Raw genomic sequence first — 17,171 nt, forward strand, 5'->3', positions numbered from 1 at the left:
ATGGCGAAACTCGATAACACCCAGTGGCGCGAGATGATGACATACTTGCGCAAGAAACATCCCTCCATCTGCCGCCAGTGGTTCGAGGACCTTACTCCTATTACCCTCGATTCCGGCCTACTGCAGATCCAAACCACAACCCCACTCCAACAAAACTATCTCCAAAAACGCTGCCTCGATCAATTCACCGAAGCCGCTCAAGCCATCACCGGCAACCTCGTCGCCGTTCGCTTCGTCGATCGGCCCGCAACTCCCAAAACCCCACCGGCTCCAACCGGCCCAACCACCGTCAACACCGGCGTCCGACCCGTCCTGCAAAACGGCCAGACCTCCCTCGAAGCCGACCAAATGGTCATCAGCCCCGACTACTCCTTCGAAAACTTCATCACCGGCCCCAACAACCAGCTCGCTTACGCCGCTTCTGTCGCCGTCGCTAACCAGCCCGGCACAGCCTACAACCCACTCTTCATCCACGGCGGTGTCGGCCTCGGCAAAACCCACCTCCTCCAAGCCATCTGTCAGCAGATCCTCTCTGCAAACCCCGACACAAATATCCTCTACGTCTCATGCGACGCATTCATGAATCAGTTCCTCGAATGTGTCCAGTCCGGCCAGATGAACGAATTCCGTCATCGATACCGCCACGTGGACGTCCTCGTCATCGACGACATCCACTTCCTCGCCAAGCGCGACCGCACCCAGGAAGAGTTCTTCCATACCTTCAACGAACTCTACCAATCCAACAAACAAATCGTGCTCAGTTCCGACGCCGCACCATCCGAAATCCCCGACCTCGAAGACCGACTCGTCTCACGCTTCCAGTGGGGCCTCGTCACTCAGGTCACAAAGCCCGGCTTCGAAACCCGCGTCGCAATCCTCAAAGCAAAAGCACGTCTCCGTGGCATCGAACTCCCCGAAGACGTCATCAACTACATCGCTTCGAAGATCGACTCCAATGCCCGTGAACTCGAAGGTGCATTCACCACCGTTCAAGGCCACGCCGCCCTCCAAGACCAACCCATCACACTCAAACTCGCACAAACCGCCCTCGGCGACACCCTCGCCGCCTCCGGCCCCAAATCAAATCAGGTCACACTCCAAAACATCATCGACGTCGTCACCGAGTTCTACAACGTTCGCTTGTCCGACCTCCAGTCTCGCCGCCGTCACAAATCGGTCACCGAACCTCGTCAGGTCTGTATGTTCCTCGCCCGTAAGCGCACCCGCTTCTCTCTCGAAGAGATCGGCGGCTACTTCGGCGGCCGCGACCATACCACCGTCATGCACTCGATCCGCACGATCGACGACCGTATGAAGAAAGACGAAAACTTCGGCATCCAAGTCAACCAACTCGACGCCCAAATCGGCAACGCACCCGCTCACCCCACAACCCCCCCATTAGCCGAACGCGTCTAGCCCCCGGAAGTGCTGACCACTTCCAACTTGACCGTTCACTTGCCCCGATGAATCAACAAGTGACTGACCTAACAACTAAATAGACACCAAAAAAAGCTGACGCACAAACGTCAGTTTTTTTATTATTTATATTTCCAATGATCGCCAACTTCCCGATCACGTTCCCCAAAGAACGATCACACCTCAAACCCCCAACTCATCACACGTCTTATGTCCCGCATCAACCGATTCGATCCCCACTCCCAACTTCTGGGAAAGATATCGCCCCGCTGAATAACTCTTCCAACCTTCCTTCACCCATTTTCGAAGACTGTAATGATCCCACAACACCCAATACTCATATCCCCCCACCTCACGTTCAATTAAAAACCCCACCCAGCTCCGCCTCGTATCATGAGTCTCATTCCCCCGCCTCACATACGTATCACGGCTAACATCAATAAACTTCACAATCTCATCAGCCTCAAACCGCACCCCCACATTCTCCATCACCACCGACCTCTCCCTGAAATTAACAACAATTTTCGCCCCCCACCTTTTCATATGTCGATTATAAATATTAGCCGTAAGAATAATCACAAACATTGGGACAATGACAAAGATCAAAATAGCAGCACTGCTTGATCCAAACACATTTCCATTCAAATACATCACACGCGAACCAATCAACCCAAAAATAACCATAACCACATACAACAACACCATTGGTATCTGCCGCGCGCCAATAATCAACTGATCATGTTTAATCTGAAACCCCAGTCTCAGATCACTGACCCGCATCTTGAATTGCTTTAATACATCCCTCCGCTCTAGATCACTATCGTATAGCCGTACAATCCCAAATTTCTTTCCCGCCTGAATCCGATCATACGCACTCATCGGCCCAATCGATTTCTCAACCACCTTTTCGACATCATGACTTCTACCAATCTTCTTCTCATCAACATCTAATGCCTGATTCGTCTTCACACCCCGATCAAGCTTTGCTTCTACATTTTTATTCGTTTCAGCAAAAATATCTGTTTTTGTAGCTCCCTCTTTAACCTTCTTTTCAACCGCTTCCCCATACTTATGCTGCTTCAAATCTTGACTCGAAAACTTCGCCATCTATTTTGCTCCCGTTTCAACATCGTCATATCTCTACATTCCAGATGCCCACCCGCACAATCACCTCTATCTAACCATTAGACTTATTCCCCACAATCACCGTCAGCGCCTTCCCGCCATCCTTCCAACTCTTCTTTACAATCCCAACATCTTTCCCATCAACCTTCCCGTCCGCATTCAGATCCCCCATCCCCCACGCCTTCTCAACATCCTCTTCCCCCAGCGTCTCCTCCAACCAATTCCGCCGCATCATCATCAAATCTCCCTTCGTCAACATCCCATCAAAATTCAAATCCGGCAAACCCTTCTTCATCATGATCTCCTTATAAATCGCCTTCAAAAGCGACTTCTCACCCACCGCATCCTGCCCCAACTGCCAGATCATCACACCCTTAAGCCGCTTATCAATCGCCCACGCAACCCGCTCACGCATCGACTTGATATTCGTAAACGCAACCCCCTTCACCTCATCCACATCCTCACTAATCCCCGGATTCTCCTTCAAAATCGTCCCATACCCCTTCGCCTTGCTCCACGTCTTCAAATCCCTCCCATAAAACGGCACCCCCATCACCAACTTCTCTTCCGCATTCTTAATCCCATTCTTCTTCATCAAACTCAGCCAGTAATTCACCGATTCCTTCACCTTATCAATCGGACTATTCACCGGCTGAAAATCGTACGTCATCGTCATCACCGCATCCTGCGCAAACCCACGCTTGAGCAGCATCGGTATCTTCTGCATCACCGCCGTACCCACCGTCTTCTTCCCACCCTTCAGCGCCATCGTCAGCTCATATAAAAACTCCGAATACCCCTTCGTCTGCTCACCCGGATCCGGATACTCCCAGTCCAAATTAAAACCATCCAACCGGTGCTTCTTCACAAACAGCGAAATCTCTCTCACCAACTTCCGGCGCAACTTTAGCGTCGTCATCACCTTCACATACTTCTTCTGTATCTCAGCCGTCCGCCACCCACCAATCGCCACATGAACCTTGAGCCCCTTCCCTTTCGCCGCCCGGCTCATCCGCTTCAAAAAATCAACATTTCCCTGCCCCATCGAAACTTCAGCCTCAATATTCATGCCCGCCTTAAAAAAAATCACATCCGTCAGGTACTCCATCTTCACCTTCGGCCAGAAAGCCTTCACATAATCCGGCATGTATCCATACACGCGAAATTCCGCCGCTTCCAAACCCCTTACGGGCCGCACCCCACCCACTTTTAATTCATCCTTCACCGCCGCACGTTCTTGCATCGCCTTCTCGCGCGCAGCCTTCCGCTTCGCCTCCATCTCCTCTCGTTTCTTCCGCAGCGCCTCTTCTCGATCCTTCTCAGACCCCTCATCATCCGCAGCCTTTTCCTCCCCACTCTCCTCCTCTCCAACCTCTGCCTTTTCCTCCGTTTGCTCATCCACTTTCTCAATCTGCTCCGCGCGTTCACGATCCCGCATCCGCCGCCTGCGCGATCGACTCCGATCAGCCCCCCACCCATCCTCTACCACACAAAACAGCACCGCCCCCACCAACAACGCGCAGAAACACACCCGCCCCATTTCCGTTAACTTCTTACAATCATTGAACATACTCATATCATCCCAGATCCCCCCCCCATCCTGCAACCCTTTTTCATATCAGCCCAAAACCACTTTTTTCTTTCATTCATTGCGCCTCTCCAACACTTCACCTCTGCCATACCAAAATCGCTTTAATTCAAGCTTTTTTCACATATCCTCAATAAATACAGCACATTCACCTCCCTTGTTTCTGAGCAGAACCCATGAAAAAATCCAGCTTCCTCCTACCCATCTGCCTCACCACATTGCTCGCCCCCAACCTCTCCGCCCTCGATTCCCAATTCGGCTCACTCGGCCGCTGGACCGAAACCGCCACCAACCCCAACACCGGCGCAATCGGCGACCACGGTTCACCCATGACCGTCACATGGTCAATCGTCCCCGACGGCACACCCATGTCCGGTAGCCGTATCGAACCGGGCACGACCAGCTCCTTCATCTCTCTCCTCGACGGCCGATTCGACCCCACACACACCGGCGGCAGCGACCTCACCAAACGCGCATGGTTCCCCACCATCAGACAAGCATTCGACCGCTGGGACGAACTCTCAGGCCTAACCATGAAATACTCCGTCGATGACGGCGCAACACACAAACCATTCGGCGCTGAAGGTAAACTCGGCGTCCGCGGCGACATCCGCATCGCCTCTTCCGACTACTCACCCGGGTCACTCGCCTACAGCTACTACCCAAACCTCAGCGAAATGGTCATCAAATCATCCACTGCAAATTCCTGGCACCTCTTCAAACCCTCAAAACCCATCAACCACCTCAATAACCCATACCTCAACAACCTCATCGCACACGAATCCGGCCACGGACTCGGACTACCCCACCTACGCTCCGACAACACCAAACAACTCATGGAACCTAACCTCCAAACCTCATTCTTCGGCCCACAAATGGATGACATCCTCCGTATCCATCGACTCTACGGCGACAAATACGAAACCATCCGACGCAACGAATCCTTCCAGCACGCACTCAACATTGGCAACCTCAACCAAAACACAAACTTCGCCATCGGCCTCGATGCCGATCGTAACCACGACCAACTCGTCCAGTACAACGAAGCCGACTTCGTCTCAATCGACGATAACTCCGACCGCGATTTCTACAAATTCTCACTCGATTCTAACTCTCTATTAGACATCGCACTCAACCCCCAAGGCATCAACTTCCTACGCAACAACATGGAACCCTCCGGCGAACCTCGACTCCCTCAACTCAACTACGACATGACCGCCCTCTCAAACCTCGGCTTCGTCATCTACGATGACGCCGGCAATGCCATCCGTTGGCGTAACAGCAACTCCAAAGGCTTCAGCGAATCACTCAACGACTACTTCCTCGCCGCCGGCGATTACTTCCTCCGTGTCTACGGCCAGGACGACAACACACAATTCTACTCACTCGAAATCAACGCCGTCGCCATCCCCGAACCCGCATCACTCCTCATCCTCTCCTCACTACTCATCCCCTTAACGCGACGCCGACCGACCGCAAAAATAACGTCATAGCACCACAAAACAGCCCATGGAATCAGATTCTCCTGATCCTCCAAAACCGCTACGTATCTATCGGGACGTAGCGGTTTTTTCTTGCCCATGCCCATCCGCATCCCCCCAATCAAACACCCTGATCTCGTCCGCGATCATCCCATACACATGATTCATCCTTTTCGTAGCCTCGCTCTTCTTCAGCCGCTGACGAAGCCCGATCATATACCGCAAGCACAACAGACAAAACATATCCATCACGCGATCTCCCAATTGTCTATCATTCACCCGCTCACTCAATTCATCAATCCCGTCCAGAAAATCTAATTGAAGCTTCACATACCCATCCTCCCCGATGCATGCCCATGCCCGCGGGTGTTCTCGCTCAATCATCTCGATCAACAACATCCCATCCCGCCGCATCTGTTCGATACTCATAACCTCATCTATTTTTTGCCCAGCATTCGACATGATTTGCTCCTTCAGACATGATCTTGTCACCTCCCATCCCTTCTAAAGACGCATGCTCTGCTCCCATATTTCACCTCGCAATCATTTTCTACTCGTAACACACAGACAACGATGTGGTCGTCCAATCTCAAATAAATAGGGAAGTGAAATCACGGGACGATCAGGGCAATGGAGAAGGAAGAGGGCAGGGGATCAGAGGTGAGAAAAAGGAGGCAAAAGGAGAGGGGGAGAGATGAGGGGATGAGGTGGGGGGGATGAGGGGGGATGGGGGGATGGATCGCACGGAAATATTTTATGGCGCGCATCTGTGCGCAAATTCAGTCGTGATAAAGCTGTGTTTTTAACCATTCATTAGCTTCAAACGCACCAAACCTTAATCGTTTCACGACAAAACTCGCGATTTCGTAACTGTTTTGAGCCTTTACCAAATTCATCTCTAACAACTTATCAAACCAAGATTTAGCACTGAAAACACAGAAAATAGGCGCGTTTGTGCGCGCTGCAACCATTTTGAAAATTCGTTCAGCCAACCCTCATGCCGCGCGCACACACCGCGCCGACTGCTGTCATTTTCGTGCGCCCATCACACACTTTCCCCCCAACAAATAGCATTCCAAAGGAGCTCCGCATTCGTATCTCCGCACACCCAACCTATCGCCTATCTCTCACCTCAATTCATCGCTCGTATCACTCCCATCACCCCCCCCCATCGCCCCTCCATTTCTTACACCGTGTCAATAACGCCCGATAACTGCGCGAGCGCCCGGCGCGCGCGCATTATCGGACAGTACTGCAACCTATCCTCTCAACTCATCACTCCGATTCACCTCGAATGACACCGCGCTCACTTACCGACAACCGCACCTAATCCCTACAAACCTCACCACTTAACATCGCGCGCTATCGCCACGTTATCCACAGAAATTGTGCATAAGCGTCCCCCCACTGTCGTTAACAATGCGCAACCCTCAGTTACCGACAAGGCGGATCTCAAGTTACCGACAGTCGCGCCCGATAAAGCGCTGCCGTCTAACCATGTGTTTGTCAGTTAGCCTGCGGATAACCGGGGGGAAAACTGCCCTTTCGCGCCGCCCATATGTCTCGGAGCGCGCGCCGCGCGGTCCTATAACTGCGCGAGCGCGCGCCTCACCAGTACTGGCAAGCGAGTTATTATCGGCGCTTCGGCGCGTACCGGCGCCTAAATGACAAGTTTTCAAGCCCCTGGTAAGTAAAACGTAAATCATCGTAAATATTTAATTAATAAGATTTTATACCATGCTTAAGAGATCTGTTTCAGGCTTCCGGGGGAGCTTTCCACAAAGCGCCAGCATAACTACTAGGTAAGAAGAATATATATCTATATATCTCTTTAGAACTGTCATCTTTCGATTCAACCAACAACCGCACCTTTGATTCTTTCAACCCGATCTCATTCAGCCACTAGCAAGCTGTTATTCCACATCACACACACCAACTCACCTTCTTTCTAGGTACCACAGAATCCCCTCTCATGCTGCACTCTGGCACACAACACCCAACCACATCAATCACATCCACCTCGCCCGCAAACACCCCTTCACAAGCGTTCCTGACCCGCATCCCCACAAAGCCTAGCCTGCTGAGCGCCGCTATAGATTTTCATCTCACAAGCGTGATCATACCTCAGCATAACAAGCTTTATTTATCGGACGTTATGTCAGTAAGCCGGTGCAAAGCCCATGGAAATCATCCCTCCCTGTCATCCCCGATCCCCTCACTATCTCTACTCACCACCTCAAGCCGAACCGGGGGGAAAGAGGGGGGATCAGTGTTGGCAAGTGGTGCAGTAAACGGTGGTACGGCCGGCAAGGGTGGTTTGCTTTAGCGGATGGCCGCAGGTTGGGCAGGGGTGACCGGACGGTTTGCCGTAGACGAGATGATTGAGTTGATAGGAGCCAAAATCACCTTGGCCGTTGACGAAGTCGCGGAGCGTGGAACCGCCTGCATCAATCGCAGCTCGCAGAACAGTTTGGGTATGCTCAATGAGGATCTCAGATTGAGGTTTGGTAATTCGGTCAGCTCGGCGCTTGGGTGAGAGCTTGGAGAGATGGAGGATTTCATCGACATAGATGTTGCCGAGGCCGGCAACGAGGGATTGATCGAGCAGAGCGGCTTTGAGGTTGCGGCGGGTGCGTTTGAGGCTGGCATAGATTTGGGATGGGGTGATAATAAGCGCGTCGGGGCCGAGTGCTGCCCAGCGGGAGGAGAGGAGGGTATTGAAGTTGGGCAGGAGGTGGAGCGAGCCAAAGCGGCGCGGGTCACGGAAGATGAGCCGTTGCGGGGATGAGGTTTTTAGGTTGGGATTGGTGACAGTGAAGGAGAGGTGGGTGTGTTTGGGGAGTAAGGTGGGTGTGTTATGAGTCGTTAATTGACCGGTCATGCCGAGGTGGCAAACGAGGATGAGATTGCTTGAGGTTTGGATTGCGAACTGTTTGCCGCGGCGATGGAGGGCGGTGATGGTGGTGTTTTTAAGTTGGCTGATTTTTAGTGGTGGCGACTGAGGAAAGGTTTGGAGGAAGTCGGGTCGGTGGAGTGTGATGGATGAGATGCTGCTACCCATGAGGATGGGTGTGAGGGAGCGGACAACGTTTTCGACTTCGGGCAGTTCAGGCATGGCAATTTTGTAATTGTGAGATTTATGGTGATTAATTATTGTAGCTTGTGATGATATGAAGTGAATGGTTGCTAAAAGAAATGATACCGAGGGTTGGCGAAATGAGATCGAGTATTTTTGTTTTTATGATCGTGTTGATTGGGGCAACGGGTTGTGCGAAACAATATCGTTATTCAATACATGAGAACGATCTACATCATGAGATTGTGACTGGGGTGGAAACATTTAGTCGCTTGGAAGTCAGGACTGAAGCGTATCCCTGGACATGGCATACCTATGTGACGGGGTGTTACTGGTTGATCGATGGGATTGGTGATATTGATGTTTTTCGGGTAGCGAAGCGATGTGATTGGTATATTCTGGAACGTGGATTGTTGGAGGCGTTGGGGAAGAAGGTTGAGCCACGTGTTGATCCTTGGCCATTGGATTATTCGATTGAATATCATAGGCGATTGACGATTGTTTCTTATGATCCGGTGGTGGTGATTGTCAGTGAACAGAAGGATTTGCCGGTGTTGGATGAATGGGCGGCAATTTTTTATTGGCCGAATAAGGCAAGAGTTGGAAATAAGTGTATAGATGTTGGCTATGGTTTTGCGTACGGATCGCGGATTCGCTATTGGGGAGGTGATGTGTTTTGGTTTTCGCCAGATCTCGATTCGGGTTTGAGGCGGTTGTATTTTGATGAGGAAAGTGTGGCAGCAATTGGGGTTGATTGGGGGAAGTTGAAGATTACAAAGGGAAAAGAATTTCTTACCGTGGAAGGTTTGAATCGTGAAGATTTGTAGTTAATGACCTCTAAGTGATCGGCAAGTCATAGAAGAGGCGGTTTCGATTAAATATGATTTATCAATGGAAAACAAAAAGTTATTATTGGTTGTGATTGTTTCGGCAATAATTGTCGTGTTTATATTGATCAATATTGTTGAGTTGGATGTCACATATCAAGTGAATGGGTCAAGACATAATCCTTTGATTGGTGTATTGCTGGAAAGAGATTTGAATCAAAATGAAATTAAAGAGGATATGTACAAAGGGTATATTCCAGAATATGATGAGATGGGGTATGCGCCAATACATGTAGCTGTTGATCGGAATCGTCGTAAAGCCTTAGATTATCTATTAAAAAGTAGCGATGTTAATTGGGGGATTCGGATGTCTGACGGACGTAATAATTACACATCTTTGCACATTGCGGTAATACAAAACAATGCAGACATTGTGCAATTATTGATTGAGCATGGAGCGGATATTGATGCAAAAGGTGACGATGGGATGACACCAATTGATATGATTGATGTGTATGGTAGTGATAAAAGTTTAGAGAATGTAATAATTGGAAAAAGTAAAAAATAATTGAATGCAGGATAGATTTTTGGATTAGTGATTATATTTGAGGTTGGAGTGGTTATTGGGACGGTGGGGTGGGTTGGCAAAATAGGGAGAGTTGAGGGGGGAGAAGCCGATAAGGGGGTGGGGTCCAGTCATTTTTGATGTTTGTCTGTTGCTGTAGCTTTATCTGCTATTGAGTTGTGATATTACTGTGACTGGAGCGGTTATATGTCGAATGAACGTGATGATGTACGTGGTGATACTGATAGGGATGCTACTGATAATCAAGTGCCTGGTAAAGGATCTGAGCAGAGCGAGGGTGATGTCGAGAAGGTGATGGGGAAGGTTGAGGGGGTGGTGAATGGATTAAAGGCTGAGATCGGCAAGATTGTGGTGGGTCAGGATGAAGTGGTTGAACAGTTGTTGATTGCGCTGTTTACAAGAGGGCATGCGGTGTTGGTGGGTGTGCCGGGGCTGGCGAAAACGTTATTGGTGTCGACGGTGGCGAAGTCGTTGGGGTTGGGTTTTAGCCGGATTCAGTTTACGCCGGACCTGATGCCGAGCGATATTACGGGGACGGAAGTGATTGATGAACGGCGGAGTGGTGAAGGTGAGATGAGGCGTGAGCTTCGGTTTATTGAGGGGCCGGTGTTTTCGAATGTGATTTTGGCGGATGAGGTGAACAGGACGCCGCCGAAGACGCAGAGTGCGCTGCTGGAGGCGATGCAGGAAGGGCAGGTGACGGTGAGTGGTGTGAGGCATGTTTTGCCGGAGCCGTTTTTTGTGTTGGCGACGCAGAATCCGATTGAGCAGGAGGGTACGTATCCTTTGCCGGAGGCGCAGCTGGACCGGTTTATGTTCATGATCAAGGTGGGGTATCCGAGTGAGGCGGAGGAGTTAGAGATCATGAAACGAACGACAGGCGATGGTGGTGGTGTGGTGGGTGAGGTTGTGAGTGGGGAAGATGTGGCGATGTTGCAGCGGCTAGTTAGAGAGGTGCCGATATCTGATCATGTGATGGGTTATGCGGTGAGGCTTGTAAGGGCGACGCGCGATGAGGGAGGTGATGGTGGAGCGAGTCATAAGGGAGGGATTGAGGTGGTGAAAAGGTATTTGCAGTGGGGGGCTGGGCCGCGAGCGAGTCAGAATTTGATTTTGGCGGGGAAGGCGCGGGCGGTGCTGTATGGTCGGAATTGTGTGGGGGTTGAGGATATTGAAGCGGTGGCGAAGCCGGTGCTTAGGCATCGGTTGATTGTGAATTTTGCGGGTGAGGCAGAGGGTGTGAATTCTGATGATGTGGTGGATCGGTTGCTTGAGGTGGTGCGGCCTGAGGGTGTGATTGATGGGCGATTGGATCGTGTGATGAAGTCGGCGTGACCGAATGGGTTGCTTAGGGGCTGGCCAAGGAAGGCGATATGAGCGACGGCATGCAGGGACAGATGGGTTATTTGGATCCGCGCGTGATTGCGGAGATTGGGAGTCTTGAGCTGCGCGCTCGGATGGTGGTTGAGGGGTTGGTGACAGGGATGCATCGTTCGCCAGTACAAGGGTTTAGTGTGGAGTTTGCGCAGCACAGGCAGTATGCGGCGGGAGATGATGTGCGATTTTTGGATTGGAAGGTTTATGGGAAGACAGAACGGCTGTACCTGAAGCAGTATCACCAAGAGACGAATCTGGACCTGGTGGTGATGTTGGATGTTTCGGAGTCGATGGGGTATGCGGGTCGGGGTCAGAAAATCGAAGCTGTGGATGGTGGGAAATCGGGATTAAATAAAAGTGGAAAAAGTGTCGTTAATTATTTTACTGATAAGTTATCGGTCGCTATGGGCGGCGCTGATCGTGCTTTAACAGGGGATTCGGTGGGTGTTGGGTTGTCGACAGGCTCTGTGGAGGGGCGTGGAAAAGTGAATAGTGGGGCTTGGGGGAAATATGACTATGGCGCGACTTTAGCGTCGGCGGTGAGCTATCTGGCGCTAAGGCAGCAGGACCGGGTGGCGCTGAGTTTATTGGATGAAGATGGGGGGAAACAGGTGACACGGCTGTCGAATAAGCAGGGGCAATGGCGGACGATTGTCGAGCAGTTGGAGCAGGCAAGGGTGGGTGTTTGCGAGAAGGTGTCGGCAGGGGCGATGCGTAGTGAGGGGAAGAAGGGTGGTGATGTGAAGCAGGGAGAGGATGGAGAAGGCGGATTTTTTGATCGGGCGGTAAGGAATCTGACACGGCGATCGTTGGTGGTGCTGGTGAGTGATTTGTATATGGATGTGGAGCGTTTAAGGGAGGCGATGGCGCGGTTGTCGTTTGGTGGGCATGATTTGATTGTATTGCAAGTGGTAGATGGGGACGAGGTTGATTTTGGTTTGGCGGATGGTGTCGAATTGATTGGTTTGGAAGGTGAGGGGAAGTTGGGGGTTGATCCGAAGGGGTTGCGGAAGGCGTATATGGAGGCTGTGGCGAGGCATGATGCGGCGATTGATGATGTGGTGAGGGGGTTTGGGTATGAGGTTTTGCGGATGCGAACGGATGAGCGTTTTACAGGGGCGCTACGGAAGTTTTTGTCGCGGCGAGGCGCGATGGTTGGCGTAAGAGGGGGGCGATGAGATGGATGGTTTGATGCTGATGATGGGGGTTGGTTTTTTGGTGCCGGGGTTGGCGGTGGCGGGTGCTGTTGCAGTGGGGTTGCCGGTGTTGGTGCATTTGCTGAGCCGAATAAAAAGAAAGAAGTGGTATTGGGGGGCGATGCGGTTTTTAGATGAGGCGATCAGGCGACAGCGAAGGCGATTGTTGTTGGAGCAGTGGTTGCTGTTGATGATGCGATGTTTAATCGTGTTGTTATTGGGTTTTGCGATGGCGGGGATGTTGGTTGATCGTGCATGGTTGCGAGGTTTGATGGGGCAGGGAAAAGGACGGTTGGTGCATGTGGTTTTGGACACATCACTGAGTGGAGGGATTGTTGAGGGAACAAAGAGTCGGTTGGAATTAGGAAAAGATGCGGCTAATCGTGTGATAGACGGGTTGGATGGACGAGATGAGGTTGTGATATGGGGGATGGGTCGAGGGGCTGGTGGGGATGAGCTGTTGTGGGAGGGGATCAAGGGTAAGGATGTTGCGTGGCGAGAGGCTATGGATGGGATTGATGTGGGGCGTGGTGGGCATGATTGGGAGGGTGTTATGCGGGGGATGTCGGCGCGACGCGAGGCGATGGGTGAAGGTGTATATGATGAAGAAATAGTCTATGTATTTAGTGGATTTAGCGATTCAGATGGGTATTTAGATGGTGAAGTAGGCGATCGGATGTTGGGTGATGGGGTGAGGTATGTGGTGAGTGAGCCACGTGATGGGGTGGGGGAAAGTTGGGGGAATGTACAGGTACTGGATGTGGAGATGGAGTCGGAATGGGTGCTGCGCGAGATGGGACGTGAGGTGGTGGTGGGGCTGAGGGCGAAGTTGCGGCGGTTTAGTGATCAGGAAGGGCGAGGCAGGGTATTGGTTCAGGTTTACTCGCTGCGGGGGGATGTAATGGGTCATGCTGAGTTAGAGGTTGTGTGGGAGGATGCTGAGCGAGATAAAGCAGTGAATGTACCGGTTGTGATTGGAAATGGCGCAGGGGATGTGCGAGTCGAGGTGAAGTATGAGGCGGAACGTGGGGATGTGATTGCGGCTGATAGTATCGTGCAGCGGATGGTTAGGTTAGAAGAAGGTGTGAAGATTGGCGTATTTGGTGAGGCGTGGTCGGGTGATGGGAGTGAGTGGTTGGAGGTAGCGTTGTCGCCGAGCGTTATGGGTGATGATGGGGTGGGGGTTGTGAGGCTGGGTGATGTATCGCGTTTAGATGAGGTTGATGTGTTGGTGATTGTGGGAGAGGTATTGGGTGAGGCAGCAGAATGGATTGAGGTGAAGGATTGGGTGGAAGGTGGGGGACATGTTTGGGTGTGGCCGGGCAAGGTGGGTGAGAAGAAAGGGTGGATTGGCGAAGGGATGAGGGCTGTTAATAGTGATTGGGAGGTTGTGGGGTTTGCGTATGGTAATGGGTATAGTGCGCGGTTAGCTGATTCGGTGGAGCAAGCAGAGCGGCTAAAAGGTGTACGCGGTGAGTGGGGGGATTTGGTGAGAACGGTACAGGTGAATGGGTTGGTGCGCTACAACCGGGATGAGGATGCGGGTGATGAGGGTGTGCTGGTTAAGACGCGGAATGGTGAGGCGGTGGTGGTGAGTGATGTGGTTGGGAGAGGTGAGGTGGTGTGGTGGGGTGTTGGTTTGAGTGAAGGTTGGGGGAACATGGTTTCGAAGCCGATCTTTGTTGGGTTGGTGCATGAGATGTTGAAGGGTGTGATGAGTGGTGGGGTGAAGCGGGGTATTGCGCGGGTAGAGTATGGGGATGAGGTTGGAGGGGATATGTTGCGGGTGTGGGGAGAAGCTAATCAAGGGATAGGTCATGGTGTGTATGTGAATATCGATGATGGAGGGGAAGATGAAAAAGTTGTGATTGTGGAGACGGCGATGAGCGCGGGGGATGTGAGGGTTATTGATCGGGGTGATTTTGAACGTTATTGGGGACAGTTTGGTGATTGGATGATGGTTGGGTGGGATGAGCCGGAAGTTGGGTTAAGGGTTGATCAGGCGGGGATGAATGTGAGTTGGTATTTGTTATGGGCGGTTTTAGGTTTGGTTTTAGGAGAGATGCTGTTGGCGAGGAAGATGAGTTATGCGGTTGATGAGAGCAGGCGGACGGTATGGGGCCGGGCGCGTGGTGTGCTGATGAGATTGCGCGATCGGGAAGGAGGGACGAGTCATGGTTGAGTTTATGTACAGCGGGTGGTTAGATTGGATGCTGGGTTTGAGAGATGTGAGTGTGTTGCGGGAGGGAAGCCGAGTGATGGTTGGGTGGGAGATGCCTGGTTGGATGTGGGGTGTGGTTTTGTGTGTTGGATTTTTGGTGAGCGGGTTGAGTTATCAGCGGTTACACGGGAAGCGGTGGGTCAGGATTGGGCTAAGTTTAATGAGGGGGAGTGTGATTGGTTTATTGGTATGGCTGCTGCTTGAGCCGATGGTTGTGGAACGTGAAGAGCGGGTTGAAGAGGATGTTGTGGTTGTGATGTTGGACCGATCGGGCTCGATGGGGACGCGGGATATGGAGGGCGGGGAAAGCCGATTTGAAGCTGGGATGATGGGGGCGGAGATATTGTTGGACGGGATTGATGATGAGCGTGAGGTGAGTGGGGTGATGTTTGATGTGGCGGTTCATGGTTATGAGCGTGGGGAAGAAAAGGTGAGTGGTGAGGGAACGGATCTTGGGGGGAGTTTGGTTGAAGCGGTGAAGCGGCAGGGTGATAGGCCGATTGGCGGGGTTGTGGTTTTGAGTGATGGGCGTGAAGTGGGTGGTATGGGTCGGGGCAACTTGCGATGGTTGAAGGAGCGAGGGGTCGCGATTTATCCGGTGGTATTGGGGCGGGGTGATGAGATGTTTGATGTCATGATTGAAAGAGTGGATGCGCCTAAGCGCGTGTTTGAGGGAGATCATATTCCGATGAGTGTGCGTTTGAAGGTTCGGGGTGATCAAGAGAACGCGCTTGGTGTTGGTGATATTGTGATTAAGGTGGTGGACGAGAAGGATGGGCGTGTTGTTGCAGAGAAGGCGATGGGGGGTGTGATGAATGGTGTGGTAGAGCTTGTCGTGAAAGAAGGGGCTGGTGGCGGGGGGTTGTATCGGGTTGTTGCGGAAGTCCAAGGAGATCAGGTTGAGCGTGAGATTGGGAACAATGAGCGTACGGTAAGGGTGGAGGTTGTGGATGAGCCGATGCGGGTGCTGTATGTGGAGGGGTATCCGAGATGGGAGCATCGGTATTTGAAGAATATGTTGGTGAGGGAGAAATCGATACGGTCGAGTATGTATTTGTTTAGTGCGGATCGTGATTTTGCGCAGGAGGGTGATGATCCGATCAAGCGTTTGCCGCGGGTGAGAGAGGAGATGGGTGTTTATGATTTGGTGGTGTTGGGAGATGTGTCGCCGGGACAGTATGAGACGGGTTTTTTGGAGGGGTTGAAGGATCTTGTTGCGGATGAGGGGATGGGTTTGGTGATGATTGGTGGGGAGCGTTTTATGCCTCGCGTTTATGCGGGTACGGTTTTGAATGATTTGATGCCGATGAAATCGGCGAGCGGTGTGCAGCGCATGGTTAGAGGTAGTGGTCGGTATCAGTTTGAGGTTACGGGTGAGGGGGTAGAGATGGGGATATTCAAGGTGGGAGAAGGTGAGCAGGATGTATTGGGTGGTGGTGGAAGGTTGCAGATGCCTGCGTTTTCGTATGCACAGGATTTGGGTGATTTGAAGGTATCGGCAGAGGTTTTAGGGCGGTTTGTTGATGCGGAGAGTAATGGACGTCAAGGGGAATTGGCTGGTGAATCGGGTGTGGTTTGGATGCGATATGGTGCGGGGCGGGTGTTGTATGTGGGTACGGATGAGTTTTGGCGGTGGCGGTATGGGAAGGGTGAACGGTATTTTGAGCAGGCATGGTTGGGGATGCTGCGCTTTGTGGGGCGCGGGCGTGTTGGGAAAATTGGTGAGGGGGATGCGCGGGTTGTGGTATCGCAAGATCAGGTGGAAATAGGTGATGGTGTGTTGATTGAGTTGGAGATACGGGGTGGCGGCGTTGGTAGCCATGAAGTGCTTGAGGTGGTACAGATCAATGATGATGGTAAGCGAGATGCGGGGAAGGTGCGGATGCAGCGGGTTATGGATGGTGGGCGTGGATTAGGTGGGTGGGCAAGGTATGTAGGTGAGTTTATGGGAGAGGGTGTGGGTCGGTTTGAGTTGCGGTATGGCGAGAGTACGGGACGGGTTGAGGTGTTAAGTGGTGAGGACGAGATGTTGGATGTGCGGGCGGATATTGCGGGGATGCGTCAGCTTGCGGAACAGACAGGGGGAGAGTTGATTGCGTTTGAGGATGTGGGAGATTTGAGGGGGCTAATACCGAGTCGAGCGCGTGTGGTGCCGATGGATCGGAAAGAGGGTTTGGGGAGGTCACCGGGCGTGTTTGGGTTGTTGTTGTTGCTTTTGGGGATTGAGTGGGTTGGCCGAAAGTTGGTGCGTTTAGCGTGAATCATGTTATTGCAGCGG

Annotated in this window: 12 protein-coding genes; 8 read left to right on the forward strand and 4 right to left on the reverse strand. The window is 51.9% G+C overall.

Translation table 11 applies throughout. From position 1 onward, the window contains the following. A complete protein-coding gene (gene dnaA, locus KS4_RS00005; RefSeq protein WP_145072764.1) occupies positions 1-1,416 on the forward strand; it encodes a chromosomal replication initiator protein DnaA in 1,416 nt (471 codons plus the stop codon). A gap of 183 nt (positions 1,417-1,599) precedes the next feature. Here the strand turns inward: dnaA and KS4_RS00010 are convergent, their stop codons facing one another. Both KS4_RS00010 and KS4_RS00015 read right to left on the reverse strand, forming a co-directional pair. Continuing rightward, positions 1,600-2,523: a hypothetical protein gene (locus KS4_RS00010; protein WP_145072767.1), complete on the reverse strand. Its 924-nt coding sequence runs from the start codon at positions 2,521-2,523 to the stop codon at positions 1,600-1,602. Positions 2,524-2,593: 70 nt separating this feature from the next. Beyond that, complete coding sequence (locus KS4_RS00015) at positions 2,594-4,117, reverse strand: glycosyl hydrolase family 18 protein (RefSeq protein ID WP_145072770.1); 1,524 nt, start codon at positions 4,115-4,117, stop codon at positions 2,594-2,596. A gap of 188 nt (positions 4,118-4,305) precedes the next feature. Between KS4_RS00015 and KS4_RS00020 the strand changes: the two genes are divergently transcribed. Continuing rightward, positions 4,306-5,622: a matrixin family metalloprotease gene (locus tag KS4_RS00020; protein ID WP_145072773.1), complete on the forward strand. Its 1,317-nt coding sequence runs from the start codon at positions 4,306-4,308 to the stop codon at positions 5,620-5,622. Positions 5,623-5,679: 57 nt separating this feature from the next. Here the strand turns inward: KS4_RS00020 and KS4_RS00025 are convergent, their stop codons facing one another. Both KS4_RS00025 and mutM read right to left on the reverse strand, forming a co-directional pair. Beyond that, entirely contained in the window at positions 5,680-6,072 is a 393-nt protein-coding gene (locus KS4_RS00025; RefSeq protein ID WP_145072776.1) for a hypothetical protein, read from the reverse strand. 1,804 nt (positions 6,073-7,876) lie between these two features. Then, positions 7,877-8,725 carry a bifunctional DNA-formamidopyrimidine glycosylase/DNA-(apurinic or apyrimidinic site) lyase gene (gene mutM / locus KS4_RS00035; RefSeq protein ID WP_145072782.1) on the reverse strand — a complete coding sequence of 283 codons (849 nt, stop codon included), beginning with the start codon at positions 8,723-8,725 and terminating at the stop codon, positions 7,877-7,879. A 101-nt stretch (positions 8,726-8,826) separates the two neighbouring features. Here mutM and KS4_RS00040 point away from each other — a divergent pair, with 101 nt between their 5' ends. The 6 genes from KS4_RS00040 (at position 8,827) to KS4_RS00065 (ending at position 17,153) form a co-directional block, all read left to right on the forward strand. Next, entirely contained in the window at positions 8,827-9,513 is a 687-nt protein-coding gene (locus KS4_RS00040) for a hypothetical protein (protein WP_145072785.1), read from the forward strand. A gap of 64 nt (positions 9,514-9,577) precedes the next feature. Further along, positions 9,578-10,081: an ankyrin repeat domain-containing protein gene (locus KS4_RS00045; protein ID WP_145072789.1), complete on the forward strand. Its 504-nt coding sequence runs from the start codon at positions 9,578-9,580 to the stop codon at positions 10,079-10,081. A gap of 312 nt (positions 10,082-10,393) precedes the next feature. Further along, positions 10,394-11,434 carry an AAA family ATPase gene (locus tag KS4_RS00050; RefSeq protein WP_200761731.1) on the forward strand — a complete coding sequence of 347 codons (1,041 nt, stop codon included), beginning with the start codon at positions 10,394-10,396 and terminating at the stop codon, positions 11,432-11,434. 38 nt (positions 11,435-11,472) lie between these two features. Then, positions 11,473-12,654, forward strand: coding sequence for a DUF58 domain-containing protein (locus tag KS4_RS00055; protein ID WP_145072795.1), 1,182 nt, complete (start codon positions 11,473-11,475; stop codon positions 12,652-12,654). A gap of 1 nt (position 12,655) precedes the next feature. Then, on the forward strand, positions 12,656-14,854 hold the full coding sequence (locus KS4_RS00060) for a BatA domain-containing protein (protein ID WP_145072798.1): 2,199 nt from the start codon (positions 12,656-12,658) through the stop codon (positions 14,852-14,854). Beyond that, positions 14,847-17,153, forward strand: coding sequence for a vWA domain-containing protein (locus KS4_RS00065; protein WP_145072801.1), 2,307 nt, complete (start codon positions 14,847-14,849; stop codon positions 17,151-17,153). The genes KS4_RS00060 and KS4_RS00065 overlap by 8 nt, the downstream gene beginning before the upstream one ends. The last annotated feature ends 18 nt before the right edge of the window (positions 17,154-17,171 follow it).

Origin of the sequence: Poriferisphaera corsica (assembly GCF_007747445.1) — a bacterium.
GTDB classification, from domain to species: Bacteria; Planctomycetota; Phycisphaerae; order Phycisphaerales; family Phycisphaeraceae; genus Poriferisphaera; species Poriferisphaera corsica.

Bases quoted from the DNA above. Each gene is read 5' to 3' on its own strand.
- dnaA (WP_145072764.1), top strand. From the start codon at position 1: ATGGCGAAACTCGATAACACCCAGTGGCGCGAGATGATGACATACTTG.
- KS4_RS00010 (WP_145072767.1), bottom strand. From the start codon at position 2,523: ATGGCGAAGTTTTCGAGTCAAGATTTGAAGCAGCATAAGTATGGGGAA.
- KS4_RS00015 (WP_145072770.1), bottom strand. From the start codon at position 4,117: ATGAGTATGTTCAATGATTGTAAGAAGTTAACGGAAATGGGGCGGGTG.
- KS4_RS00020 (WP_145072773.1), top strand. From the start codon at position 4,306: ATGAAAAAATCCAGCTTCCTCCTACCCATCTGCCTCACCACATTGCTC.
- KS4_RS00025 (WP_145072776.1), bottom strand. From the start codon at position 6,072: ATGTCGAATGCTGGGCAAAAAATAGATGAGGTTATGAGTATCGAACAG.
- mutM (WP_145072782.1), bottom strand. From the start codon at position 8,725: ATGCCTGAACTGCCCGAAGTCGAAAACGTTGTCCGCTCCCTCACACCC.
- KS4_RS00040 (WP_145072785.1), top strand. From the start codon at position 8,827: ATGAGATCGAGTATTTTTGTTTTTATGATCGTGTTGATTGGGGCAACG.
- KS4_RS00045 (WP_145072789.1), top strand. From the start codon at position 9,578: ATGGAAAACAAAAAGTTATTATTGGTTGTGATTGTTTCGGCAATAATT.
- KS4_RS00050 (WP_200761731.1), top strand. From the start codon at position 10,394: ATGGGGAAGGTTGAGGGGGTGGTGAATGGATTAAAGGCTGAGATCGGC.
- KS4_RS00055 (WP_145072795.1), top strand. From the start codon at position 11,473: ATGAGCGACGGCATGCAGGGACAGATGGGTTATTTGGATCCGCGCGTG.
- KS4_RS00060 (WP_145072798.1), top strand. From the start codon at position 12,656: ATGGATGGTTTGATGCTGATGATGGGGGTTGGTTTTTTGGTGCCGGGG.
- KS4_RS00065 (WP_145072801.1), top strand. From the start codon at position 14,847: ATGGTTGAGTTTATGTACAGCGGGTGGTTAGATTGGATGCTGGGTTTG.